Origin of the sequence: Flavicella sp., from assembly GCF_037132785.1 — a bacterium.
In the GTDB taxonomy this organism is placed as follows: Bacteria; Bacteroidota; Bacteroidia; order Flavobacteriales; family Flavobacteriaceae; genus Flavicella.
Genome location: NZ_JBAHZZ010000080.1, coordinates 1 through 25,702, shown reverse-complemented (window position 1 = coordinate 25,702; position 25,702 = coordinate 1). Strand labels below are relative to the sequence as shown.

The window sequence follows — 25,702 nt, the reverse complement described above, 5'->3', positions numbered from 1 at the left end:
GTGATTTAGTTATTGGAAAAAACCATAAATCGGCTATTGGAACTATTGTAGAACGTAAAACTAGAGCTGTATTAATCATAAAGTTAAAGAGTAAAAAAGCAGAGGAAGTTGCTAAAGAGTTTAGCAAAATCTTAAACAACTTGAATCCCATTTTTAAAAAAACTATGACATATGATAACGGAATTGAAATGGCAAGACACGAAAAAACAACTAAAAATACAACTATGAAAATTTTCTTTGCTCACCCTTATATTCTTCCTGGGAAAGAGGAACCAATGAAAACACCAATGGACTCATTAGAAGACACCTTCCTAAAGGAACCAATTTTAATGAAATAAGCGAAAAACAACTCTTGGTTATTCAAAAAAAACTGAACAATAGACCGCGGAAAATTATCAACTATAAAACACCTAATGAAATGATGGAGATTGAACTAAAAAACGTAGCTTAGTAACATCAAAAAATAATAACGTTTTGTTGCGTTAGAACATTGAATCCAAGTAAAAAACCTACTATTTAATTATAAATAGTAGGTCTTGAATTAATAATTTTATAATTAATGATTTCCAGATTCAGTCAACTTAGACATTACTTTATCTAAATTAAAACTTGCAGCTTTCATTCGTGGAGGATACTCTTCAAAAGTCATTATGAAATTACCCACTATGTCTTGAGCTGGCACTAATAAGTACGCATGATCTAACAACCAATCGTAATAGGTGTTAGATGTTACAGAAGCAAACTCATAAGGATCGCGTCTTAAATTATAAATCAAAGGCAACCTTAACTCTACAAAAGGCTCTGACCATGTTAGCATTGTGCCAGTCGCTCTTTGTTCTAAAAAGACAATTTTCCAATCATCATAACGAAAAGCCATTAAATCACCATCATCTGAGAAATAGAATAATTCTGTACGCGCTCCTTTATCTTCTTTACCAGTTAAATGAGGAAGCATATTATAACCATCTAAATGCACTTTGAAAGTCTTATCTCCAACAAGCTTTCCTTTTAACAATTCTTCTTTAACATTATCGTTTCCAGCCGCAGCGAGGAATGTAGGTAGCCAGTCCATTCCTGATATGATTTCATTTGAAACGGTTCCTGCTTTAATGTGACTTGGCCACCGTACCAATGATGGTGCTCTCCAACCACCTTCCCAATTGGTGTTTTTCTCGCCTCTAAAAGCATTAACACCTGCATCCGGCCAAGTATTTTTATGAGGGCCATTATCGGTACCATACTGAACAATTGTATTGTCAGCAACACCTAATTCGTCCAATAAATCTAATAGTTTACCAACATGCATATCATGTTCTACCATACCGTCTCCATATTCATTTTGACCTGAAATACCTCTTAGTTCCTCTTTTACGTGAGTTCTAAAATGCATTCTTGTCCCATTCCACCAAACAAAGAAAGGTGTACCTTCCTTTACAGCGTTTCTTATAAAGGAAATAGCAGCGTCTGAAGTTTCATCATCAACAGTTTCCATTCTTTTTTTAGTTAACACTCCTGTATCTTCAATTCTACCATCTGCATAAGAATGAATTACGCCTCTAGGTCCATATTTTTTTGCAAAATCTGGATACTTTTTTGGATCTGGGTAATCTGGTAATTCTGGTTCTTCTTCTGCATTTAGATGATATAAGTTACCGAAGAATTCATCAAAACCATGGTTAGAAGGTAGATGTTCATCGCGATCTCCTAAATGATTTTTACCAAATTGACCAGTTGTATAACCTAAAGGCTTTAATAATTCTGCAATTGTTGGGTCTTCAGCAGAAATTCCTTCTTTAGCTCCAGGCAAACCTACTTTGCTCAAACCAGTTCTATAAACACTTTGCCCCATAATAAAAGAGGAACGTCCTGCTGTACAACTCTGCTCTGAATAATAATCAGTTAATAACATTCCTTCTTTGGCAATACGGTCAATATTTGGTGTTTGGTAACCTACCAATCCAAATGTATACGCGCTTATGTTAGACTGACCAATGTCATCTCCCCAAATCACCAAAATATTTGGTTTTTCATTTTTTTGTGCCATCATAATAAATGGCAAGGCTACTAAAGTTACTAAAACAGTGATTTTTTTCATTTGTGAAATTTAAAGTTATTATTTAATGTGTAAAAAAAAGTTTGGGAGAAAATACCGAAGACATTTCGACCGTACTAATTAGTCGATTTAAAAGCACATTCTTTTTATTAAATCTCAAAAGACTAAAATTGTTTCCAATAATTAAACTGCAATACAACTACATGAAAGAAAGCTAGATACATAGTAAACACAAGGTTAATTGGCGTTTTAAAAAAATCATATTCTGAACAAAAAAAAACACATTATTTTACAAAAAACAGCTATTTCTGTCGGTTTTTCAGCCTAATAAATCAACACATATGGAACACTAATTTCTTAAAAAACTAGAATGCGAATAATAATTGAAAAATAATTTTAGAATGTATATTCCTGTTTTACGTAATACTCAATTAATTATTTACAGACGATAGGCTAAACTCAAACAGTATATTTTTATGATAATTATCAGCTCCTAAAACGCCTGTAGATTTCACAAATTGGTTGACAAATCACAAAGAACAAGACTTTATTACCAGGCTACGTATAATACCAAATAAACATAAAAATGATAAAATGGTATTAATAATATAATTTACATTAGAAGCGCCGTATGACCTGATACTATCAAGCACGGTTCTGTGAGAGGTTTTAAGGAGCGCCCCCTTTATCTATCAACGCGGATGCAGTACCCAAGCAACAACTCTCCAACTGAAACTCAACTAAACACATGAAATTCTAAAATAAAAGTTAAAATATTTCTCTATTTCTAAACGATTGTTTAGCTTTGCGATGTATTAAAATAATAATGGCAAGAAAAAAAGAATACTTAGAAGAAGAAGTAATCGTGAAAGCTATGAATTTATTCTGGCGAAACGGTTATGAAACAACATCTATGCAAATGCTTGAAAAAGAAATGGGCATAAATAAATTTTCTATATACTCTAGTTTCGGGAATAAAAAAGGTGTTTTTCTTGAAAGCTTAAAATGCTATAAACAAAAACTAAACAAACTTATAAATCAATTAAAAACATCTGAAAACGGTATTGCAGGTTTAAAACAATACTTCTATGATTTTATTGAGTTCACAAAAGAAACAGAATTCGGGAAAGGCTGTTTAATCACCAACACAGCGAATGAAATTGGCGAAGATGCTGATGAAAAAATAAAGGATGCTTTAACAAAATTTACAGACGATGTAAAACAAGTATTTATTCAAATTTTAAAACAAGACAAAACCAAAGACAATGCAACAATTGAACAACAAGCAGATTTTCTTATTATATCAATGTTTGGATTGTCTTCCGCTACACGAATATTTAACAAAATACAGCTCTACAATTATATAGAAAACATATTTAAAAACAATTAGTATTTTTTTAACCCATAACTAAACGAGTGTTTAGTTATTAACAATCTATAAAACAATAAAATTATGACAACATTAAAAACTCACAATATTGAAACTGCACCAGAAGGTAGCAAAGCTTTATTAGAGCAATCTCTTAAATCAAACGGAATGATACCAGGTTTACACGGAGTTTTAGCTGAATCACCAGAAATTTTAGAAGCTTATCAAGCTTTACACAAATTATTTACTCAATCTTCTTTCAACAAAGAAGAATTAACAGTGGTTTGGCAAACAATTAATACTGAACACGAATGCCATTATTGCGTACCTGCACATACAGGTATTGCAAATATGATGAAAGTAGACTCATCATTAAGTGAAGCATTAAGAAATAGAACTGAAATGCCAACAAAAAAACTGCAAACTTTACACGATTTCACTTTGAAGATTGTACGCAAGCGTGGACAAGTAACACAAGAAGATTTGAATACCTTTTATGAAGCAGGATATGGAGAAAGACAAGTTTTGGAAGTTATTTTGGGCTTATCTCAAAAAGTGATAAGTAATTATACTAATCATATTGCTAACACACCTGTCGATGCCCCTTTTCAAAAATTTACTTGGGAAGCCAGAAAAGTTTAAATCTAAAACATCGAGATAATACCATTTTAACATTTAAATGACGTACTATAATTTGGAATATTTTATATTCAGATAAGAAATAAAAATTGAAGCATGCCACTACTATAGTTTTTTTTATTTGAAACATAAATGAAATAAAAACGAATTTATTACGTCATTTAAATGTTGTAATTGTCACTAATTCTAAAAAACCAAGGGAAAATAAACAAAGAAACAATGAAAAAAACCAAGAATTTTGATTGAAAAGGTCAAAACAGAAATCTAAAATCAAAGAGATCATTATGCAACGGTCTTAATGTGTAAAATAAAGTAATACAAAGAGTCAAATTCATAAAAATTTCGCAAGAACATGTACTATTTGTAGTTGATTAGTTTCACCACGATATTCTTTTATTTTTCACAATCCTGTTAATTCAATAGCACCAGACCCAACCTCATCGTGGATATAATGCCTGTTTTGACAAAAAACAGCCAATTCTTCTTCTATAAAAATTTGTACTGCTTGCTTTTCGTTCTTGGGATATAATAAATGTACATTGGCACCTGCATCTAGCGTAAAACAAATATTTGAATCTTTCACTTCACGATAATCCCATATTTTTTGAATAATTTCTAATGTTTTTGGTTTCATCAAAATAAAATATGGCTGACTAGTCATCATCATTGCATGCAACGTTAATGCCTCCTTTTCTACCAAAGTAATAAAATCTGAAATAGCACCTTTTTCTAAAATAGATTTCATTTTAGAAATGTTTTTATACGCTTGTTCAAACCTGCATTTCGCAAACGGGTGACCGTACATTAAATCATGACCGACCGTACTACTAACTTGTTTCTCTCCTTTATCAACTAATAAAACGGTGTCTTGGTAATTTTTAAATATCTCTGCAATTTCTGAAGTAAATGGGACTCCAAATAAATCTGAACTCCCTTTAATTTCTTTATGTTCTCCCCAAACTACCAATTCTCCTTTTACACTTCTACACGCACTTCCCGAGCCCAAACGAGCTAAAAAAGATGCTTTCTGATAAAAATAGGTTTCGGATATTGTTGGATTTAACATCTTCTCTAATTGCATCAAACACATAGAAATTGCGGACATTCCACTCGCTGAAGAAGCGATTCCGCTACTATGAGGAAAAGAATTTTCAGAACTAATAACAAAATCGTAATCTCTTATAAAAGGCACATAAGTGACAATTCTCTCAAAAAAAAGTAGAATCTTCGGTTGAAAAGAGGGTTTTTCTTCTCCTTCAAAAATTATTTTGAAACTAAAAGATTTGTCAATTTTTGATTTCTTTTCAAAAGACAAACTGGTAATTGTATGGCAATTATTTAATGTAAAACTAATCGATGGGTTTTCTGGCAACTGAGGGTCTCTTTTTCCCCAATATTTCACCAAAGCAATATTACTTGGTGTTCTCCATGTAGTACTACCTTTATCAACTATATTCGAACTAGAAACTGCAATAAAATCGTTTGTTGTCAAATCTTGAAATTTTTGACAAATATAGGCCATTTCAGTAAATACACTTCTATGTACCTCACACATATTTATAGATTTATATCAGAGTGCTCTTAGTTTTTATTACATTTGTTTGAAGCTAAAAACAACTATTTTGAATAGAAAATTGAAACTCATTTGGGATTTTAAAGGACCTACAGGCTTAGGTACAGCAAAACACCATTGCATACATTTAAAAGATTTTGCCCAAATAGAAAAATTGCATTTTCACGAAATTGATTTTTTAGAAATATCAGAAATGCATACAACTGCTTTTATCGTAGTTGATGAAGTTGACATGAAAACTTATCGTGACGCTTTAAAACCACATCGTGGTGAATTAGCTAAATAACATTAATTTTCTATGAGATTATTTAAATTATTTATTCTACCCTTCTTATCTGTTGTTAGTTTCCATTCAAAAGCACAAACACTTGGAAAACACGCTTCTAACATAAAATGGAAATCCATTGAGACAGAAAATGTAAAAATTATTTTCTCAGAAGGGACAAATTTAAAAGCACAAAGAATTGCGGATGTAATTGAATATATCCACAACAACAAAACTGTTTCAGTTGGCAATAAGTCTAAAAAAATTGACATTATCTTACAAAATCAACAAACAATATCTAATGGATTTGTAACCTTATCACCTTATCGATCAGAGTTTTTTGCAATTGGTCCACAAGATCAATCGTCTTTAGGCACACCAGACTGGTTAGATCTTTTATCAATGCATGAATATCGTCATGCTTTACAATATGCAAATGCCAATAGAGGACTTACAAAATTCTTTTATACAATTGCAGGACAAGATGGTTGGGCTGGAAGTCTAGGACTAAGCATTCCTTCTTGGTACTTAGAAGGAGATGCCGTTTTAATTGAAACTCTTTTGTCGGAAAACGGCAGAGGTAGAAACCCTTATTTCTTTAAAGAACAAAGAGCTTTGTTTTTGAATAATGAAATCTATTCTTATCATAAAGCACAAAACGGTTCTTACAAAGATTTGGTTCCTAATATATATCCCTTAGGGTTTATGATCAACAATCACATAAGGAATAATTACGGAATTGAAACAGGACGTAAAATATTAGCAGACGCAGGTAGGTACAAATCTATAATATATCCATTTTCTAGCGCTATGAAAAAATACACAGGGCAAACAACTACAAAAATGTATGAAAAAAGCGCTCTTGAACAACAATCCATTTGGGCTAAGGAAAATAAAACTTTAAAACGAACTGAAAGCACATTAATTACAACAGAAAAAACAAAAACGGTCACTCATTATACTTTTCCTCAATATTTAAATGATGGAAGTATTATTGCAATCAAGCGAAGCTATCAAGAAACTCCATATATCGTATCCCTAAAAAATGGAGAAGAAAAAAAACTAACTTCAATTGGTATTGCAGCTGAAGAATTTATTTCTGCTGTCAATGATCAGATTACATGGACAGAACATCAAAAAGATCTTAGACATGCAAATAAAAATTATAGCACTATTGTAATCTACAATACTAAGACAAAATCAAAAAAACATATAACTACTAAAACCAGATATTTTTCACCTAGTTTTTCATATAATGGACAAAAAATAATCGCTGTAAACTATCATGAAAACATCAGCTATACCATCGATGTTTTAAATGTTAAAACAGGAACTATTATTGAAAGCCTACCAAACCCAAACAACGATTTTTTAAGCAATCCTAAATGGACTAAAAACAATGGTGCTATTATATATTTAGTGAAAAGAAATTCGAAATTGGCTTTTTTTAAATATAACTTCATTGATAAAAGCACAAAACAAATTTCCGACTGGACATGCAATACGATAGGTCAATTTTCTGTAAGTGATACAAACATTTATTTTACAGCTTCCTTTAACGGAATAGACAATATTTACAGTATTGATTTAAACGGAAACAAAAACCTAAAACAAATTTCTTCAGTAAGTGTGGGAGCATATTTCCCTTCAATATCCAAAAACGAAGAAAAAATTATTTACAGTGAATTTACTAGCAAAGGATATAAATTACACGAACAACTAGTTGACAAAAACACTCCCTTTTATTCTATACCAAAGCTTGAAAACTTGAATTATTTTAATATTAAAACAACAGCCATAGAACATGCTATTTTAGATTCTATCCCTGCCAATAACTATATTATAAGTGACTATAAAGGGTTTTTAAGAGGAACTAAATTGCATAGTTGGGGAATTACAACATCTACCACTTCTACCAGTACATTAGGAGTCAACGTTCAAATTCAAAATATTTTAAACGACTTTAATGCAACTGTATCTGTTTTACATAACCTTAACGAAAACACCAATAACCTATATGCCGATATCAATTATGGAAAAGGCTTATTAAATTGGAATCTAAAAATGGCAACACTCAATAGAAATAGCTATGCTACCATCGATCAGACTCTGGGGGTTTCTACTTTTTCAGAAGTTTATTACGGAGCAGGTTTTTCTATCCCTTTATCTCAATACAAGGGGAATTATTCTCGATCGTTTAATTTTGAAACAAACTATATTCAACACGTCACTTCTAATTATGAATTTTTCAAAAAGCTTCCTAGCTATAATTTAAACTTTGGCGCTATAGAGTCGAGTATTACACTTTCAAATATTAGAAGAACAGCATATCAAAATGTTGCTCCTCGATTTGGACAATACCTAAAACTTAATTACTCTAAAAGTATCGATGGTTCTACTGCTGTAAAAATTGTTATTAATAGTATTTTTTATTTCCCTGGGATTTTTAAAAATCACAGTATAAATATTGTTGCTAATTGGCAAAAAGAACTTTTGACTAATACATATCAATACTCCGACAACTTTAGTTATGCCAGAGGTTATAGTACCTATATAAATGATCAAGTCGCGAAATTGTCATTAAACTACGAGTTACCTGTTCTATATCCTGATTTTGGAATTTGGGGACTTACCTATTTTAAGCGAATTCGATTGAATGTCTTTTATGATGCTAGTATTTTAAATACCTACTTCTATATTTCCGGCACTGAGGAAAACAAAACATTAAAAATAACACCAACCGACATGAATCAAAATTCATTTGGAGGAGAATTGATTTTTGACAATATATTTTTCAATGTTGCTCCTATCTCTATTGGACTTCGTGAAAGTATTTTATTAAACACAGACTTCAACAACCCAAATAAGAATTATACTTTTGACCTGTTCCTAAGAATTGGTTTTTAATGAAACTTACTCAGCTAAAACATTCCCAATAATATAACCTCCAGTCCATGCATTTTGAAAATTAAAACCACCTGTAACCGCATCGATATTTAGTACCTCACCAGCGAAAAATAAATTTTCGTGGAGTTTACTCTCAAACCTTTTAAAATTTATTTCTTTTAAAGTTATTCCACCAGCAGTCACAAATTCATCTTTAAATGTACTTTTTCCGCTTGCTTTAAAAACAGCTTTCGATAACTGGCGTGCAATTTCTTCTAGGTTTTTATTGCTTAAATCAGCCCACCTACTTATTGGATCTACTCCTACAGTGGTTACAAAACGCTCCCATAATCTTTTTGAAATAGACTCGAAGGGTGAACGCAAAGCAATTTGTTTTTTTGTGTTCGCTTTTTTTATTTTATGCAATTCTTGAACTACTTGACCAAATGGCTTAGATAACCAGTTTACCTCAACTTTATATTCGTAGTTCATATCTGCCAATTTCCTAGCCCCAAAAGCGGACAACTTTAAAATAGCAGGACCACTCATTCCCCAATGGGTAATTAATAAGGGACCATGCGACTCTAGTTTTGTATCTGCAATTTTTACTGTAGCATATGGAACAGAAACTCCTAATAGATCGGTTAACCTAGGATCTTTTATATTAAAGGTAAATAAAGAAGGCACTGGCTCTACTACTTTATGTCCTAATGTTGCAACCAATTCCCAAATTCGTTTACTACTCCCTGCTGTAATCACCAATTTATCTGCTACAAACAACCCTTTTGTTGTTTCTACTTGCCAAATTCCATCTTGTTTCTCTACACTAATAACACCATGGTTTTTTAATACTTCTATATCATATTTATCTATCAATTGCTGAAAACAATCGATGATACTTTGAGAAGAATTAGATTTCGGAAAAACTCTATTGTCTTTTTCTATTTTTAATGGAACACCACGAGACTCAAACCACTCCATAATATCTCCAGTCATAAACTGATGAAATGGGCCTAATAATTCTTTTTTCCCTCTTGGGTAAAACTCCGTTAAATCCTTGGGCACAAAACAGGCATTCGTAACATTACATCTTCCTCCTCCAGAAATTTTCACTTTTTGTAATACCTCCTTTCCTTTTTCAAGGATAGTAATTTTTAAATTTGGATTTCTTTCCTTGGCAATAATCGCTGTAAAAAAACCAGCCGCTCCTCCTCCTACTATAATAACATCTCTCTTCATTTGTATTCTTTTCAATTGGTTTTAGAGAATCATATCTCTGTATGCGATTACGGTATCAAACCCTCTTTCAATAAAATAATTTGGAGTGTTACGATCTCCCGTTACTAAAATAAAATCACCACCCCATGCTCCTAAACTTTTAATTGCTCCTGGATAATCATGAAATAACTGTTCTTGCAATGGAATTATATTTAAAAAACTTCCTGTTACTTGTTCATGTTCTTTTAAGAAATTTTCAAATTCACTCAAAGAATCAGCCAAAACAATTTTATCTGTTATAGAAGTTATCACAGAAACAAATTCGTTTTTATTTCCTTCTGTATCCCTATACAACTGAATACCTTCTTTACTATCCTGTTTTTTATTTAAATACACAAAATAAATATTATCTATAAACTCAGGATTAAAAGATACAGGTTCTACAGATGCAATTAAATTCTCTGTTTTATATACTACTGGAGTATCATTCTGAGCGCAGGCAATATCATAGCCACTTCCTCCAAAAGAATTATTGAGTAAGGTAAAGGCATCAATTTTTGCCCAACTAGCAATATTATTTATTAGGGTTGACGAAGTTCCTAAGCCCCATTCATTTGGAAATGTCAAAAACGTCTGTACAAAAGCGCCTTTTCCATCCTTTAAAAATTCTGGATTAAGTTCTTGTGCAGCAATCAATATTTTTTGTAATGTTGCTAACTTAGGCTCAGAACTCAATTGCTTTAAATTATCTAATTGTATTTCTGCTTGAAACCAAAGTTGTTTTTCACAACTAAAACTTTCCCAAATAAGCACGGGTACATCTAATAGGCTTACTTCTAAACTTTGACCAAATTTCGCAGGTAATGCCAGAGATTTCGCTCCATCCAAAACAGCATATTCACCACTAATTAACAACTTACCATTGCTATAATAATGTTCCATTATTTTAATGTTTTATAAAACTCATGTACTGCACTATGAGTTACGGATACATTTTCAAAATAAGAAATCGTTTTTTCCTTTTCTTCTATAGTAGCTCCCAATTGATTTAAAATATTCATCAGATGCATTTTCATATGTCCTTTTTGTATGCCTGTTGTTGTCAAAGCTCTTAATGCCGCAAAATTCTGTGCCAAACCAGCAACTGCAATAATTTTCATCAACTCCTCTGCAGAAGGGTTTTGTAACATTTCCAATGACAATTTTGCCATCGGGTGCAAAGCTGTTAATCCTCCTACGGTTCCAACAGCTAATGGAATTTCAATCCAAAACTTAAAAAACCCCTCTTTAACCTCACAATGTGTCAAACTTTTATACCGACCATCTTTCGCTGCATAAGCATGCGCACAAGCCTCTATGGCTCTAAAATCATTTCCGGTAGCCAATACAACCGCGTCAATTCCGTTCATAATTCCTTTATTATGTGTCACCGCTCTATGGGGTTCTACATTGGCAATATCCACTGCGGTTTTAAATTTCTGTGCATATACTTCAGGATCTATTTCTGAAGTACCTTGAATTAACTCTTCTATTTTACAAGAAACCTCTGCTTTAACCGTACACCCTGGAGCATAATTAGAAAGAATACTCATTACAATTTGAATTCCTTCTTTTTGAAACCTTGTCGCAATCACTTCTAAACAAGAATTAATAAAGTTTGCTCCCATAGAATCTTTGGTTTCAAACGTTATATTTAACTGATAATAATTATCTAATTCAGCAGTTTTCGATCGTAATTCAATATCTAATATACCTCCACCGCGTTTTCTCATATTCGTTGTAATAGCAGAAGTGCTATCTATCAGGTCAGATTTTATAGCCTTAAAATAACTTTGCAGTTCAGAAAATCTTCCTGCATACATAAAATGAACTTGGCCGATTTTTGTAGTCCCCAATATAGTAGCTTTAAAACCACCACGTGTACTCCAAAACTTCCCTACTAAAGAAGCTGCAGCTACAACCGAACTTTCTTCAATCACCATCGGTATGGTATAATCCACATCATTTATAATAAAATTTGGAGCCACTCCGTAGGGTAAATAAAAATTAGAAATAGTATTTTCTATAAAATCATCGTGCAGCCTTTGTAACTTCTCATTCGTATTCCAATAGCTCTTTAAGGTCTCTTTTGTTATCGATTGCTTGTTAAAAAAAGCTTTTACCAACCAATCAATTTTCTCTTCTTTGGAGAATTTAGAGAACCCTGTAATTCTACGTATCATATTTCTATAAATATCATTAATGACTGCAAAGGTAATGCTTATGATAAAAACAGTACAACTATATCATTTGTTAAATTATGTTAATTATCATATATTCGCAATTATTATATAAATTAACTGATAAATATCATTTAATAACCTTAAAAAACCCCTTATGAGTAAAATTATTTTAAGCACTTTGTGTTTATTTCTATCTCTTGCAATGTTCGCGCAAGAAGAAGAAAGTAAAGAACCTAAAAACAACCGTCATGCAATTGGTATTGGTATAGGTACCGGTTTAACTTTTGATTATTCATACAAGATAAACGAAATGTTTTATGCAACCGCTAGATACAATTTTTTTAAATATGGAGTAACAGATCTTGAACAAGAAATTGATGGTGAAATTTTTTTAGTCGACGCTGCTGTTGACTTTAAAGGATTTGATATAGCGGTAAGTATCCACCCCTTTAAAAGTGCGTTTAAAATAGTCGCTGGATATGGTAGTTTTCAATATTCTAACTTACAAGTAGACGCCGTATTTGCTGAATCAATATTTATCGGAGATGTAGAATTTACAACTGATGATATCGGTATCATATCAATTACTTCAGCATGGAATAAACAAGCACCCTATTTAGGTATCGGTTTTGGTAGAGCAGTGCCTAAGAACCGTCGCTTAGGTTTTGGAATTGAAATTGGAACTTATTTTGCAGGGTCACCAGATATTAGCCTTCAAGCATCAGGAATCCTTGAAAACACAACAAGTCAAGAGGATTTATTGCAAGAGGCTTTTAACGAATTAAAGTATTTACCTTACTTACAGTTAAGAGTATCTTACGCCATTTTTTAAAAAAACACGAAACACTAAAATAACATGAAAACAATACATAAAATATTTTGCGTACTATTTCTTCTAACAGCCATAGTAGCATGTGATATAGACAAGTTTAAAGAACTTCAAGATACTTTTAAGGTAGTTTTAGACCCTGATGCCGTTCTAAATAAAAAAGAACTCGTATTAAAGGATGCGCAAACAAGTCAAGAATTATCAAATACAAACGTTACGTATTCTGTAGAAGAAGCATACCAAAAAAGTGTTTTTACAACAGATGGTACTGCAATACACGGATACCAATCTGACTCTCCATTGGTTACTTTTGGATTATTAAGAAATATAGTCGCTACTACAGAAAACCCAACAACTGTAGCTATTACGCTTTCTGCTGAGGGATACATCTCTAAAACTATTGATTTTATATTTGATGGCACTGCGGTAGTTGCTGAGTACATCTCATTAATTAAGATCTCTAATTTACCGAGTACTATTGACTACAAAAAAGAAACAACTGCGATAACAGATGGCAAAACAGAACAACCTATCGCTATTGAATCTAATGGTACTAGCATTGATATTCCTGTAGGAACTGACGCTACCGGACCGGTGAGTGTGACTCTTATTAATTATGATACACAAACTACGGGTGATGATTTTAATGCGGCACAAGAATTTCCTGATGGTTTTACTATGGACAACGGAGATTATATAGTTCCTGAAGGTGCATTTACGCTTCAAATTGAAGGGGGTATTTCTGAAGGGACTATTACTATTCCGATTAACAATGTCGCAGCAAAAAGCAATAATATTTGTCAATCGTTAATCTATATAAACGGATTCTATCACGAGGAATTTCAATCTGGAAGCATAAGCATAACAACTCTAAAAATAATTTTTGGTATTATTGATAGATTCAATATAGTATTTGGATGTCCCGCTGCAACAACATGTACATTAATTGAGGGAGTTTCTTTCCAAAATACAGGTGGCGCTACCCAATACAAATACAGTATTTCAAATGAAGGTAACGAAATAACATCTGGAAAAATAGTAGTTGGTGCTGGTGAAACCATTACAGTCGCTAGAGGTGAAACAATACCAAATTCAGATCCATCTATTAGCTTGACTGCACTATTACCATCGGGTCAAGAACAAGTGATTAACTTACCTTCGACCTCTATTTGTACTTTAGACGGAACGACAATTGATGTTACAGCAAGCCAATTAAACAAAGAATACAGACAAAAAATAGACTTATCAATCGATTGTGACAACTCTAAGGTGGCATTAAACAATACAATGATCTCTTTTTCTACAGACAATGGTGTAACTTATTATCCGTACGGAAAAATACAAGCAGGTATATTATCTGGATATTTCCCAACAATAGATGACAACATAGAATATACATTTAGATTTAACTACGATGGTCCCAAAGAAGGTACCGTTTTAGGAAGTGAAATCAACGATGGTATCATAACACAATCTGACATTAACAAAATTTGTGACGAAATAAATTAAGAACTCTACATAGAGTATTTAGAATTTAACCTAAACCTGCAAAGAAAATTTCTTTGCAGGTTTTTTTGTCTTAACCAAACAAGAGTATTTAATTCAAACTGGCATTAAACCCAACATTTCATCTTCAAAAATAAACACACCGCTCATCCGAAAAACCAACTCTACTAACAGATGTAAATAACAGTATTATTTAAAGCTAAATTTTTATACTTATCTTTGTATCACCCAATTAATTTAATTTAATTTAACCTCCATGATAAAAAACACCCCCTTTAGCCTTTTGACTATTGTAGTTGCAAGTACATTTTCGGCTTGTGATTTAAGTTATTTTGAAAACGATATTGACGGACTTTCAGCCAATGACATATCAATTATTGCTCCGCTAGGAGAAGCCACTTACAGGCTGTCAGAATTATTTATTGAACTTGGCTCGAATAATTTTGGAGAAAATGATAAAGAAAAATTAAGCTTTTTTTATACAGAATCATTGACCGGAGGTAATAATGATGCCTTTGATGTTGCTATTAATAATGTAACCATAAGTTCTACTGTAGCCACTCCAATTACTGATACAGATATTCTTCCTGCAACTTTCCCTTATACTATTAGCGGCGGTGTGCCAGCAGCGATTCAAGGTAGAACACAAAACAACCAAGTAGTGTACAATTTAGAATTAAATCAAGAATTAACTGGTGCTTCATTAAGTGCCGGGACTATGGTTATCACCTTTACTTCTACATTTGACGCTACTGTTACCTTACAAATGGAAATCCCTTCTTTCTCCTCAAAAGATAATAGCACAGCATATTCTGGAAGTATTACTCTGGATGGAACAGAATCAAAAGACCTACTAATAAACCTGAATGAATACAATGCTGATTTTTCTCATAACGGTGTTAGCTTTAACTCGACATACAACAACATTGTATTAAATATGGATATCTCTTTTACTTTTGCCGAAGGAAATAAATTAAGAGCAGATGATCAAGTTTCTTACGATGCTAAACTAATAAATACTAATACCGATGTGATATATGGAGATTTTAAAGATGAAGTATTTGAAATAAGTGGTCAAACTATGTCTTTGGACGCCTTTGAAACTTTTGGTGATGGAGATATTGATTTTAGCAATGCTACCATGACACTTACTGCGACAAATGATTACGGGTTCCCTATTGGTCTTGACTTATCAAACATTATTGCAATCGGCAATGATGGTACAGAGGTAAAACTTACCAATACAATTATTGATGATGTAAATTTAGAAAATTATATTATAATAAATGGCCGTTCTAGTTTTAATGATTCAGAAAAAGTCACTTCAATAACCTTAGATGAGAGCAATTCAAACTTCTCAGATTTGTTAAAATCCAAACCGTCTGAAATAATATTAGAGGTAAGCGGAAAAGCAAATCCAATTGATAAAATTCCAAATAACAACTTCTATGTCTCAGGTAATAATGGTTTACATATAGAGTTAAAAGTCAGTTTTGACAATGTAAAATTCAATGCAAAAGATATCGAATTTAATTTAGGAGATGATCTCGATTATTTTAATGAAATTGAATTAAAAGCTTTAACAGTAAACAATATTCCATTATCAGGAACTATCAATTTAAATTTTGTCAAAAACGGAATTGACTTAAATCTAACAAAATCCATTGATGCTTTTGACGCAGCTCAAGTTGATGCTTTAGGAAACTCAACTGGCTCTATAATTACTCATTCTATTCTTTATTTCTCAACTGATGAGATAGAACGTTTAAAAGAAGCTACTGATATACAAATGGATATTACTTTTAATTCACATGAAGGCAACTCAGTAATCCTTAAAGGAGCCGATACTATACAAGTAATTTTATCTGTAGACGTTTCGATAGACACGAAATCTTTATTAAATGATGATAACAATTAACCATTGACACAGATGAAAAAACATATAACTATATACCTAGTATTCTTATTCGCAGGAATTACAAATATAAATGCACAAGACTATTTTTCGTTTTACAATTTAGATGACTATGTGATTCAAACACAAAACCTATCACCCGTTTTCATTCCTAAAAACAGACTAACAATTGCGATACCAGGAGCAAATGCAGGACTTAACTTCAATTCAGGTTTTAAAATAAATGAATTATTAGTTAAAAATGAAACTACCAATAAATTAGAATTCGATTTGGTCAATCTATATGAAACTGCCGATAAAATAAATGAAATGAATATTGATGTTAGTATCAATTTATTTTACGTGGCTTTTAAAAGAAAAAAAGGTTCTATAACTATCTTTGCCAACACAAGGGCAACCAATAACTGGAGATACACTAAGGACTTTTTAGGAATTACAGCAAACGGAATTAACCAAGATTTCACCTTAAACGAACAAAATGAATATACAGGCTATAACGAATTTGGTGTCGGTTTTACACAAACATTTTTTGACGACAGGCTTGCTGTTGCTATTAGAGCTAAATACTTAAATGGATTTATACATAGTTCAACAGAAGATGGAGCACAACTATCATTAGAAATTGATGATCCCACTGGATACTACACAATCATTGCTGAAAAAGCAACAGTAAACAGCGCAGGTTTGAATTCTTTTTCAGGAAACGGTGAAGAATTTAAAATTTTCACAGACAATACTGGATTTGGCTTTGATTTTGGAGCAACATTCAACGCTACGAAAAAATTAACTTTTGAAATAGCGATAAATGATGTAGGCTCTATTACCTGGAATGAAGATGTACAAAACTTTCGTATTGCAGATACTGGAACTGAAGGAGTTTTATATACTGGAATAGATCTTAGAACAGAAACAGAGTTAGGAAAAGAGACTCTGGATCAATTAGGGTCTATTGCTAACAGTTCGGAGACGTCAGACAGTTTTAAGACTGAATTAAATATGAAAACATATCTATCTGCTCGTTATGCCATAACGGAAAAGAACACACTTACACTAGTTGCTTTTAATACACATGCTTTTGATGATTTTAAACCTAGCTATTCGTTAGGATACAACAGAACACTAAGCAAAACTACATTTGGCGCTCTGGCAAGTATCGGAGGAATTAATAACGAGTTTTTATTGGGTGCCAACTTTGCAGTAAACTTAGGTCCTTTACAAATATATGCCGCTACAGATAGTTTAAAAGCAATTTTTGCAAAACCCGAAGAAGCAACTGGTCTTAATTTACGAATTGGTTTGAATCTTGTATTTGGGTACAAATAACAGAACAAAATTTAAATGAATCAATTTTCAATTTAGAACGTTTTAATCGACAAAAAAACAGCTTCTCTATATACGAGAAGCTATTTTTATACCGTTATTACTGACATCCAAACACTTAAAAAAAACATTTATTTTTATTCGTTTTTTCCTTGCATAACACATACATCCATACTATATTTGCAGCGCTTAAGAGCAAAACTAATACGTTAACTTTTTAACAAGCCGATGTAGCTCAGCTGGCTAGAGCAGCTGATTTGTAATCAGCAGGTCGTGGGTTCGAGTCCCTCCATCGGCTCAAAAAACACTTCAAAAGTGAAGTGTTTTTTTTACTTATTATTGATTCGTTTTATTTAATTGTTCTACCTGCAAATCATTGCAATTTTTGACTTCAATTTACTCATAATTTTTTTAAGAATTGCACATAAAAAAACCCAATCTATTCGATTAGGTTTTTTACAAAAAATAATTATTCTTTCTATTTGGTACTCCGTGTAGACATATTTTCCATCACTTTATCCAAACTAAAACTTGCAGCTTTCATTCTTGGTGGATATTCTTGGAAAGTAGATAAAAACTTACCTACAATTTCCTGTGCTGGAACCAATAAAAAAGCGTGATCCAACATCCAGTCGTAATATGTATTCGAAGTTATAGTTGCAAACTCATAAGGATCTCTACGTAAGTTAAAAATTAGCGGAATTCTTAAGGGAGTAAAAGGATTAGACCAAACAGCCATTGTTCCTGGAGAGCGTTGTTCCATAAAAATAAACTTCCAATCATCATATCTCATTGCCGTCAAATCACCATCATCAGAGAAATAGAACAGTTCATGTCTTGGACTTTCTTCTGTTTCTCCAGTTAAATGTGGTAATAAATTATACCCATCCAAATGAACTTTATATGTCTTGTCACCTATAGTATGTCCCTTTAATAACTTTTTCGTTATATTTTTATCTCCTGCAGCCGCCAAAAATGTTGGCATCCAGTCCATACCAGAAATAATTCCGTTAGAGACAGAACCTTCTTCAATATTATTTGGCCAACGAATCATAGAAGGCACTCTCCAACCACCTTCCCAATTGGTGTTTTTCTCTCCTCTAAAAGGGTTTGCTCCTGCATCTGGCCATGTGTTTTTATGAGGTCCATTATCTGTGCTATATGTAACTATCGTATTATCTGCAATACCCAAATCATCCAAAAGCTCAAGCAGTTCTCCTACATGCATATCATGCTCTACCATACCATCACCATATTCATTCTGTCCCGATATACCCCTATGCTCTGCCTTTACATGTGTTCTAAAGTGCATTCTTGTTCCATTCCACCAAACGAAAAATGGTTTTCCTGATTTCACAGTTTTTGTAATAAATACCTTTGCAGCAGCGATGGTTTCATCATCTATAGTTTCCATTCTTTTTTTTGTCAATGGCCCTGTGTCCGTAATTTTCCCATCAGAACTACTACTGATAACCCCTCTTGGACCATATTTCTTTCTGAAATCAGGATATTTCTCAGGATCTGGATAATCTGGCAATTCAGGCTCTTCCTCTGCATTTAGATGATACAGATTCCCAAAAAACTCATCAAACCCATGGTTTGTAGGTAACATCTCGTCCCTATCTCCTAAATGGTTTTTACCAAACTGCCCAGTCGCATATCCCAATGGTTTTAAAAGCTCTGCTATAGTAGGGTCTTTTTCTGAAATTCCTTCCTTAGCACCTGGCAAACCAACTTTACTCAATCCTGTTCTAAAAACACTTTGCCCCAAAATAAAAGAAGATCTACCTGCCGTACAACTCTGTTCAGCATAATAATCTGTAAAAATCATTCCTTCATTCGCTATTCGATCAATATTAGGAGTTGTATACCCCATCATACCTTTTGTATATGCACTAATATTGGACTGTCCAATATCATCTCCCCAAATCACCAAAATATTGGGTTTTTTTTGAGCGTTTGCACTAAATCCAATTGCAACCATAGTCACAGCACACATAAGTGACTTCACCAATGCTTTTTTGTTAATTTTCATAAAAAAGATTTATTTTAATTTCTAGAACAACAAAAAACTATAATCTGCTATTAATAGTAATTTCCACACAACGAATGTACAAAGATTCCTCTTATACAAACATAAACAAATGTTTGTATAAGAGGAATCTAAATAAAAAAAAAGTTAAAAAAACATAGGTTCAAGTAAAAAGAAATTGAGTAACACGAGATAATCTTATTTTCGTTCAGACAGAGGAATACAATACGCTTCCAATCAAATGACTACGTATTTTTGCAATACTAAAATAAGCACTATTTTTTTATAGGTAACCCAGTTGGACATATTGATTTATGTCTTCTGTTGTATTATGATGATAATATCAATTTTATTGGAATCACTTAAAGTCAGCTCTTTTGTATTAAAAGCTCTTCTATTTCTTCTAGGCTTTTTCCTTTAGTCTCAATTACATATTTCACAACAAACAGCAAGGATAATAGCGCCATTGATGCGTAAATGGCAAAAGTTAATGTAGGTCCCAAATTGGTAAGTTCCCAAGGAAAAAACTGAGTTACCGTATAGCTAACAAGTGAATTGAAAAATCCTACAAATGAAATAGCAATACCCTTAATGTTACTAGGGAAAATTTCTGATAACAAAGTCCACATTACAGGTCCAAGAGAAATTGCAAATGCAGCTACGTATAGTAGTATTGCAAAAAGCACTAAAGTAGCGTCTATAGAGATAAAGTTTTTTATTCCACTTTGTTTAAATTCGACAAGTAGAGAGTCACTAAGAAGTGGCGTTACAGCAATAAATAATTCATTTTGACTAGAATAATTTTGATTTTCTAGAGAAATAAGAGCGGTTTTTATTTCTGTATTTTCAATTTTTTGTAAATTATTTTTATTGATATCATAAGTAGCATTATTAAAAGCAATCGTTACCAAAGTAAGTGCAATTGTCATGGTAGCAGTACCAATAATAAGTAATGGTTTTCTTCCCAATCGATCAATAAGAAAAATAGCTACAATTGTGAATACAAGATTTATTAAACCCACAACTATTGCTTGTAGGAATGATGCGTCAGAACTACCACCTGCTTGTTCAAAAATGGTAGGAGCATAATAAAAGATAGCATTGATACCTGTGATTTGCTGAAAAAAAGCAAGCCCAAAGGCTATCAAAAATATTTTACTGAATTTATTTTTAAATAGATCTCTGAAGGTTCCTGCTTTTTCTTCCTTTTCTTTTCCTTTTAAAATATCTTCAATGGTCTGATTAGCAAATTCTTTTCCTCCAATTTTTATTAGAATTTTTTTTGCTAAGTTAATTTCATTTAAGTTTTTAATCAACCATCTTGGACTCTTCGGCACCCCAAAAAGACAAAGAAAATATATTATGGCTGGAATAGCCTCTACACCTAACATCCATCTCCAACTTTCACCTTCTAAATCCTTTAGGTAGTAGTTAGAAAAATAGGCAACTGAAATACCTAAAACGATATTTAGTTGATTTAATGAAACCAAACTACCTCTTCGTTTTGGTGGTGCGATTTCAGCAATATAAATAGGTGCTATTAAAATTGCCCCTCCAATTCCTATACCTCCGATTATTCTCGCAATTACAAATATGGAGTATTCTGTCGCTAAGGCAGACCAAACCGAAGATATCATGAATAAAACAGCCGTTAGAATCAATATTTTTTTTCTACCATATTTATCGCTTAAAGGTCCAGCAAAAAGATTTCCTATCATGGCACCAAAAATCACACAACCTACAGAAAAACCAAGTTCCCAATCTGTCATTTGAAAGTAACTTCTAATACCTCCTACAGCTCCTGAGATAACGGCACTATCAAAACCTAACAGAAAACCTCCTAAGGCAACAATAAAACTGATGGTTATCGCATATAATTTTTGCATAATGTTTAGTTTTTAAGTGTACTAATACAGTTTGGATCAATGTGCAATTACATTTGTACTCCCAGTTCTATGCTAAACATTTTATCTGTATCTCCCTGATTCATTACTGTGATTGTAAAACTGTTACCCTCGTATATAAAAAAGATAATATTTGGTTACCGCTAAAAACAATTGATTTTCTTTTGGCTCCTGATATAAATTTTGAAAATATCCTATGACATAATAAGAATTTGTAAAGGTTAGTTTTCTTTTTCTATTTAACCGAGCTTAATTTATTTCATAAACAGTATTTCATTGACTTTATATGAACAAAGAATGTTTGGTTTACAATACAATTTTTCATCTATTAATATTACCGATAAAGTTGATTTAAGTAACCTGTAGCCCTTTTAATTAATTATACCGATTACTGGCGAACCGTTTTTATTTTAATCAATCACCCTTTAAAAAAGCTAGAACTTCTTCACCGTTATTGTCAAACAAGATTAATTTCAATTTATCTAATTTATAGGAAGACACTTTTGACATTGCACTATTAAAATTATTAACAATGGTCATTTCACGACACATTTTTTTAGTTGAGGCAATATTTTCGAAAATAATTTGAGTGTCTGTAACTTTTTGTATTCCTCCTGAATAATCATTACAACCATTATTCCCGTAAATTTTCATTTTGGTTAAGTTTATTTCTACTCTTGGTGTAGGAGACATTCGGTTAATAGCCTTGCCAGATATTCGAGTTACATTCCAAATGTCATGAAGTCTAACTTCCGCATTATCATTAGATTTTTTTATATAGGATAATATTTCGTTTCCATTTTTGTCATAAAAAATAAGATGCCCCTCTTTTACTTGATAAGTATCCACTGTATTTAATAAAGTATAATATTCCCTTCCAATATGCTTAGTAATACAAGCTCTTTGAGTAGTTATTATATTGCCAAAACGGATAATTGTAGAGGTTAATTTGTTTATGGGACCTGAATAATTATTACAACCGTTATCACCTTCTATTTGCATTTCATTTAGTGTTATTTCAATCTTAGGCGGTTTGATGTTTTCATCAATTGGATTGTCATTTATTTGATTTAAAATCCATTTTCCTTGAACTTTTGCTAGAACATCAACTTTTTTTTCAAGTTCTTTCACCAATGTATATTTTACAGAAGAGCCGTCAGCAGGAACATTTTTTAATTTCTCTTCTTTTACTTCCACTTTTTTCAGAAAGCCCTCCTCAAATTCAAATCCTTCTATATTGGAATAAAAATACTCCCAAGTCACATTGTCAAGGGTTTTGCCTTTGTGAATTTTAAGACATAGTTTTTCCCCAGCTCCTGAAGTACATTCAGTCTTGATACCACTAACCCAAAATACGGTGTTTTTTTGAATTGAACAGGATTGAATCATCACTATAATGATTAGAATCGATATGATTTTTATTTGTTTCATTATTTTTAATATAATTATTACTAACAATTGTATTACTTATAGCAGCGACAATATATCACTTTTTATTCTTTAAAAACAACCTAATTGATATTCGATTTGTTTTTACATTTCATTAATTCCCCTTTCATTATTCTCAAATATAAAATGAATCTTCTTAGCTGAAAGTCACCAGTTTTAACCTCGCATTTCATCAAAAAAGCCTTATCAATGATAAGGTTTTTTATATTTAATTAGATTTTTTTCTCTCTAACACAAACAACAAAACAATAGGAATAGCCAAAAGTCCTATCATCAGTGGGCTTTCAAAAATCAATTGAGGATACAACAATAAAGTCAACCCAAATCCTCCAATAGCCCCGCCTAAATGAGCACTATGTCCTACATTGCCCAACTGTTTCTTCATTGCATAAATTGAATACAACAAGTATCCAATACCAAAGACATAACCAGGAATCGGAATCGGAATTGGAAACATAATCAACCTCATCTCAGGGTATAACATCACAGCACTATAAATAATACCTGACACAGCACCAGATGCTCCTACCGCACTATAATATGGTTCGTTTTTATGATATACCAAAGAGAATATATTACCTATTAACAAACTGCCCATATAGATAATTAAAAAATTTAACACTCCCAAGGGAACCACAACGGCATCTGAAAAGATATACAGAGCATACATATTAAAACCAAGATGCATATAATCTATATGCAGAAACCCAGAAGTAATCAGTCGTATTTTTTGCCCAGCTAGAATAGGACCTACTTGAAACTTATATTTATCTAAAAAAAAACGATCTTGAATTCCTTTATAAGAAAACAAAACATTCAAAACAATAACTCCTAATACAAATATATTCATAATCTTAAAACGCCTCGATAAAGATATATATATATTTTATTTAAAAAAAATATATTTTCTAATACCTTTAGAGAAAAAAAGACACTTCTTTTATTTATTTTTACGAAAAAAAACTTAAAATTATTAATTCATCTAATAGGACAGAAGTAATAAATTGGATTTCCTATATTTGTACCTTCAATATCACACCTATGCAACGCTTATTATTTGTAATAATCTACCCTATACTTTGGCTATTCTCTAAATTGCCGTTTTTTATTCTACACCGAATTTCGGACATCGTATTCCTATTTCTTTATTATATATTTAACTACAGAAAAGAGATTGTCTTAAACAATCTAAAACTAGCTTTCCCTAAAAAAAACAAACGTGAATTATTATCTATCAGAAGAAAATTCTTTCGACATTTTACTGATATTTTTATCGAAATGACTAAATCCTTTACTATATCCGAAAAAGAAATTAGCAAAAGGTATAAATACAAAAACCCAGAAATTTTTGAAGAAATAGAAAAACTAGGAAAGAGCGTTATAATTATGGGATCTCATTACGCAAATTGGGAATGGATTGTGAACCTATCCAGTATTACTAATTTAAATTGTATAGGTGTTTACAAAAAGATTTCTAATCCATATTTCGATAAAGCACTTAGAGAAAATAGAGAGCGTTTTGGCGGTCATTTTATTGAGACTAGGAATACTGTAAAAAAAATGGTTCTAAACAAACAAAATAATACACCTTCCATATACGGTCTTCTTAGTGATCAATCTCCAACACTACGCAGAACACAATATTGGCGAGATTTTTTAAATGTAAAAGTACCTATACATACAGGTGCTGAATTGCTAGCAAAAAAATACGATTTTCTAATTTTGCATATGACTGTAAACAGAGTAAAAAGAAGTTATTACGAAGTAGATTTTGAAATCCTAGCGAAAAACCCACGTGACTTTAAGGATTTTGAGATTACCGATGGATTCATTAAAAGAACAGAAAAACAAATAAAAGAAAAACCACAATATTACTTTTGGACACACAAGCGCTTCAAACACAAAGACCGTGCTCCTAAGTAAATCTACTTCAAAAACTCTTGAAAAAAACGACAATGAATTTAAGGTTATTATTGTTGATCTATTAAATTCAGGAATAAAAACGTATAACATCTGTAAATGATTGATTAAATTAGTAACTATTTCCTTTATATCTCAATATAAAATAGAACCGTAACCCTTGGCTATGCTTATATTTTTCATCAACCACTCTGAAATTCATTTGGTATAACTTAAGACCGTTGCATAATGCTCTTTTCATTTTTAGATTTCAATTTTTACTTTTTAAATCTAAAATTTATATTTTTTTTCTTATTTTCATTGTTTATGTTAGTTATGGATCTATTTTTTGGTTCATTTTCCTTTAGTTTTTAGAATTAGTGGCAATTATCCTTGGACTTCTATATAAATTGTAACAAATAGCTTCCATCAGATTTTGAGTATGCCTTTTTTCCATACCTCTGTACCTTGCAACTCCACCTTTAAACCATAACTTTATTCCTCCAAAAGTTCGCTCCACTTTAAACCTTGTTTTGCCAATTAATTTATTAAATCGTTTTTCCCATTTTGTCAAGGATTTATTTTTAACAGCTTTTTTAAGAATGTGATTCTTTAAATTTCGA

At 31.9% G+C, this 25,702-nt stretch carries 20 protein-coding genes and 1 tRNA gene; 11 read left to right on the top strand and 10 right to left on the bottom strand.

Annotated elements, in window-relative coordinates; all coding sequences use genetic code 11:
- Positions 1-338: IS30 family transposase (locus tag V5787_RS05310; RefSeq protein ID WP_336892227.1), on the top strand; the 338-nt coding region annotated here is incomplete at its 5' end.
- Positions 339-556: 218 nt separating this feature from the next.
- Here V5787_RS05310 and V5787_RS05305 read toward each other — a convergent pair.
- A complete protein-coding gene (locus V5787_RS05305; protein WP_336892226.1) occupies positions 557-2,095 on the bottom strand; it encodes an arylsulfatase in 1,539 nt (512 codons plus the stop codon).
- Between the two features lie 784 nt (positions 2,096-2,879).
- On the opposite strand from V5787_RS05305, the gene V5787_RS05300 reads away from it, so the two are divergent.
- Together V5787_RS05300 and V5787_RS05295 are read left to right on the top strand one after the other, a co-directional pair.
- Positions 2,880-3,443 (top strand): TetR/AcrR family transcriptional regulator, encoded by a 564-nt coding sequence (locus tag V5787_RS05300; RefSeq protein WP_336892225.1) that lies wholly within the window; start codon positions 2,880-2,882, stop codon positions 3,441-3,443.
- Between the two features lie 63 nt (positions 3,444-3,506).
- Positions 3,507-4,064: a carboxymuconolactone decarboxylase family protein gene (locus V5787_RS05295; protein WP_336892224.1), complete on the top strand. Its 558-nt coding sequence runs from the start codon at positions 3,507-3,509 to the stop codon at positions 4,062-4,064.
- 397 nt (positions 4,065-4,461) lie between these two features.
- Here the strand turns inward: V5787_RS05295 and V5787_RS05290 are convergent, their stop codons facing one another.
- The gene (locus tag V5787_RS05290; RefSeq protein WP_336892223.1) at positions 4,462-5,616 is read right to left on the bottom strand and encodes a diphosphomevalonate decarboxylase; all 1,155 of its coding nucleotides are present in this window, start codon (positions 5,614-5,616) and stop codon (positions 4,462-4,464) included.
- A gap of 67 nt (positions 5,617-5,683) precedes the next feature.
- Between V5787_RS05290 and V5787_RS05285 the strand changes: the two genes are divergently transcribed.
- Both V5787_RS05285 and V5787_RS05280 read left to right on the top strand, forming a co-directional pair.
- A complete protein-coding gene (locus V5787_RS05285; protein WP_336892222.1) occupies positions 5,684-5,920 on the top strand; it encodes a hypothetical protein in 237 nt (78 codons plus the stop codon).
- Positions 5,921-5,932: 12 nt separating this feature from the next.
- Positions 5,933-8,806, top strand: coding sequence for a hypothetical protein (locus V5787_RS05280; RefSeq protein ID WP_336892221.1), 2,874 nt, complete (start codon positions 5,933-5,935; stop codon positions 8,804-8,806).
- Positions 8,807-8,812: 6 nt separating this feature from the next.
- On the opposite strand, the gene V5787_RS05275 is transcribed toward V5787_RS05280, so the two are convergent.
- From V5787_RS05275 to V5787_RS05265, 3 genes are read right to left on the bottom strand one after another with little or no spacing between them, the layout of a single operon-like run.
- Positions 8,813-10,024, bottom strand: coding sequence for an NAD(P)/FAD-dependent oxidoreductase (locus tag V5787_RS05275; RefSeq protein WP_336892220.1), 1,212 nt, complete (start codon positions 10,022-10,024; stop codon positions 8,813-8,815).
- Positions 10,025-10,045: 21 nt separating this feature from the next.
- A complete protein-coding gene (locus V5787_RS05270; RefSeq protein WP_336892219.1) occupies positions 10,046-10,945 on the bottom strand; it encodes a GYDIA family GHMP kinase in 900 nt (299 codons plus the stop codon).
- Positions 10,945-12,225 (bottom strand): hydroxymethylglutaryl-CoA reductase, degradative, encoded by a 1,281-nt coding sequence (locus V5787_RS05265; RefSeq protein ID WP_336892218.1) that lies wholly within the window; start codon positions 12,223-12,225, stop codon positions 10,945-10,947. Before V5787_RS05265 ends, V5787_RS05270 begins: the two co-directional genes overlap by 1 nt.
- A 154-nt stretch (positions 12,226-12,379) precedes the next feature.
- On the opposite strand from V5787_RS05265, the gene V5787_RS05260 reads away from it, so the two are divergent.
- The 5 genes from V5787_RS05260 to V5787_RS05240 all read left to right on the top strand — a co-directional run bounded on the left by V5787_RS05260 (position 12,380) and on the right by V5787_RS05240 (position 18,093).
- Positions 12,380-13,057, top strand: a complete 678-nt coding sequence (locus tag V5787_RS05260) for a hypothetical protein (protein ID WP_336892217.1) — start codon at positions 12,380-12,382, stop codon at positions 13,055-13,057.
- A 24-nt stretch (positions 13,058-13,081) separates the two neighbouring features.
- Entirely contained in the window at positions 13,082-14,563 is a 1,482-nt protein-coding gene (locus V5787_RS05255) for a hypothetical protein (RefSeq protein WP_336892216.1), read from the top strand.
- A 253-nt stretch (positions 14,564-14,816) separates the two neighbouring features.
- Entirely contained in the window at positions 14,817-16,478 is a 1,662-nt protein-coding gene (locus tag V5787_RS05250) for a hypothetical protein (RefSeq protein ID WP_336892215.1), read from the top strand.
- Positions 16,479-16,490: 12 nt separating this feature from the next.
- Positions 16,491-17,798: a DUF5723 family protein gene (locus tag V5787_RS05245; RefSeq protein WP_336892214.1), complete on the top strand. Its 1,308-nt coding sequence runs from the start codon at positions 16,491-16,493 to the stop codon at positions 17,796-17,798.
- Between the two features lie 221 nt (positions 17,799-18,019).
- Positions 18,020-18,093 (top strand) — tRNA-Thr (locus V5787_RS05240).
- 180 nt (positions 18,094-18,273) lie between these two features.
- Here the strand turns inward: V5787_RS05240 and V5787_RS05235 are convergent.
- From V5787_RS05235 to V5787_RS05220, 4 genes are all read right to left on the bottom strand, one after another.
- Positions 18,274-19,830, bottom strand: coding sequence for an arylsulfatase (locus tag V5787_RS05235; protein ID WP_336892213.1), 1,557 nt, complete (start codon positions 19,828-19,830; stop codon positions 18,274-18,276).
- 365 nt (positions 19,831-20,195) lie between these two features.
- Entirely contained in the window at positions 20,196-21,713 is a 1,518-nt protein-coding gene (locus V5787_RS05230; protein WP_336892212.1) for a sugar porter family MFS transporter, read from the bottom strand.
- Between the two features lie 432 nt (positions 21,714-22,145).
- A complete protein-coding gene (locus tag V5787_RS05225) occupies positions 22,146-23,162 on the bottom strand; it encodes an META domain-containing protein (protein WP_336892211.1) in 1,017 nt (338 codons plus the stop codon).
- 226 nt (positions 23,163-23,388) lie between these two features.
- Positions 23,389-24,030: a rhomboid family intramembrane serine protease gene (locus tag V5787_RS05220; RefSeq protein ID WP_336892210.1), complete on the bottom strand. Its 642-nt coding sequence runs from the start codon at positions 24,028-24,030 to the stop codon at positions 23,389-23,391.
- A 191-nt stretch (positions 24,031-24,221) separates the two neighbouring features.
- Here V5787_RS05220 and V5787_RS05215 point away from each other — a divergent pair, with 191 nt between their 5' ends.
- On the top strand, positions 24,222-25,103 hold the full coding sequence (locus V5787_RS05215; protein ID WP_336892209.1) for a lysophospholipid acyltransferase family protein: 882 nt from the start codon (positions 24,222-24,224) through the stop codon (positions 25,101-25,103).
- Positions 25,104-25,443: 340 nt separating this feature from the next.
- On the opposite strand, the gene V5787_RS05210 is transcribed toward V5787_RS05215, so the two are convergent.
- On the bottom strand, positions 25,444-25,702 hold a 259-nt coding region (locus V5787_RS05210), incomplete at its 5' end, for a transposase (RefSeq protein WP_336892208.1).

Excerpts from the sequence above, each read along its gene's own strand:
- V5787_RS05265 (WP_336892218.1), bottom strand. The coding sequence starts at position 12,225 with ATGATACGTAGAATTACAGGGTTCTCTAAATTCTCCAAAGAAGAGAAA.
- V5787_RS05220 (WP_336892210.1), bottom strand. The coding sequence starts at position 24,030 with ATGAATATATTTGTATTAGGAGTTATTGTTTTGAATGTTTTGTTTTCT.
- V5787_RS05280 (WP_336892221.1), top strand. The coding sequence starts at position 5,933 with ATGAGATTATTTAAATTATTTATTCTACCCTTCTTATCTGTTGTTAGT.
- V5787_RS05300 (WP_336892225.1), top strand. The coding sequence starts at position 2,880 with ATGGCAAGAAAAAAAGAATACTTAGAAGAAGAAGTAATCGTGAAAGCT.
- V5787_RS05290 (WP_336892223.1), bottom strand. The coding sequence starts at position 5,616 with ATGTGTGAGGTACATAGAAGTGTATTTACTGAAATGGCCTATATTTGT.
- V5787_RS05305 (WP_336892226.1), bottom strand. The coding sequence starts at position 2,095 with ATGAAAAAAATCACTGTTTTAGTAACTTTAGTAGCCTTGCCATTTATT.
- V5787_RS05270 (WP_336892219.1), bottom strand. The coding sequence starts at position 10,945 with ATGGAACATTATTATAGCAATGGTAAGTTGTTAATTAGTGGTGAATAT.
- V5787_RS05260 (WP_336892217.1), top strand. The coding sequence starts at position 12,380 with ATGAGTAAAATTATTTTAAGCACTTTGTGTTTATTTCTATCTCTTGCA.
- V5787_RS05215 (WP_336892209.1), top strand. The coding sequence starts at position 24,222 with ATGCAACGCTTATTATTTGTAATAATCTACCCTATACTTTGGCTATTC.
- V5787_RS05295 (WP_336892224.1), top strand. The coding sequence starts at position 3,507 with ATGACAACATTAAAAACTCACAATATTGAAACTGCACCAGAAGGTAGC.
- V5787_RS05255 (WP_336892216.1), top strand. The coding sequence starts at position 13,082 with ATGAAAACAATACATAAAATATTTTGCGTACTATTTCTTCTAACAGCC.
- V5787_RS05275 (WP_336892220.1), bottom strand. The coding sequence starts at position 10,024 with ATGAAGAGAGATGTTATTATAGTAGGAGGAGGAGCGGCTGGTTTTTTT.
- V5787_RS05235 (WP_336892213.1), bottom strand. The coding sequence starts at position 19,830 with ATGAAAATTAACAAAAAAGCATTGGTGAAGTCACTTATGTGTGCTGTG.
- V5787_RS05225 (WP_336892211.1), bottom strand. The coding sequence starts at position 23,162 with ATGAAACAAATAAAAATCATATCGATTCTAATCATTATAGTGATGATT.
- V5787_RS05230 (WP_336892212.1), bottom strand. The coding sequence starts at position 21,713 with ATGCAAAAATTATATGCGATAACCATCAGTTTTATTGTTGCCTTAGGA.
- V5787_RS05245 (WP_336892214.1), top strand. The coding sequence starts at position 16,491 with ATGAAAAAACATATAACTATATACCTAGTATTCTTATTCGCAGGAATT.
- V5787_RS05250 (WP_336892215.1), top strand. The coding sequence starts at position 14,817 with ATGATAAAAAACACCCCCTTTAGCCTTTTGACTATTGTAGTTGCAAGT.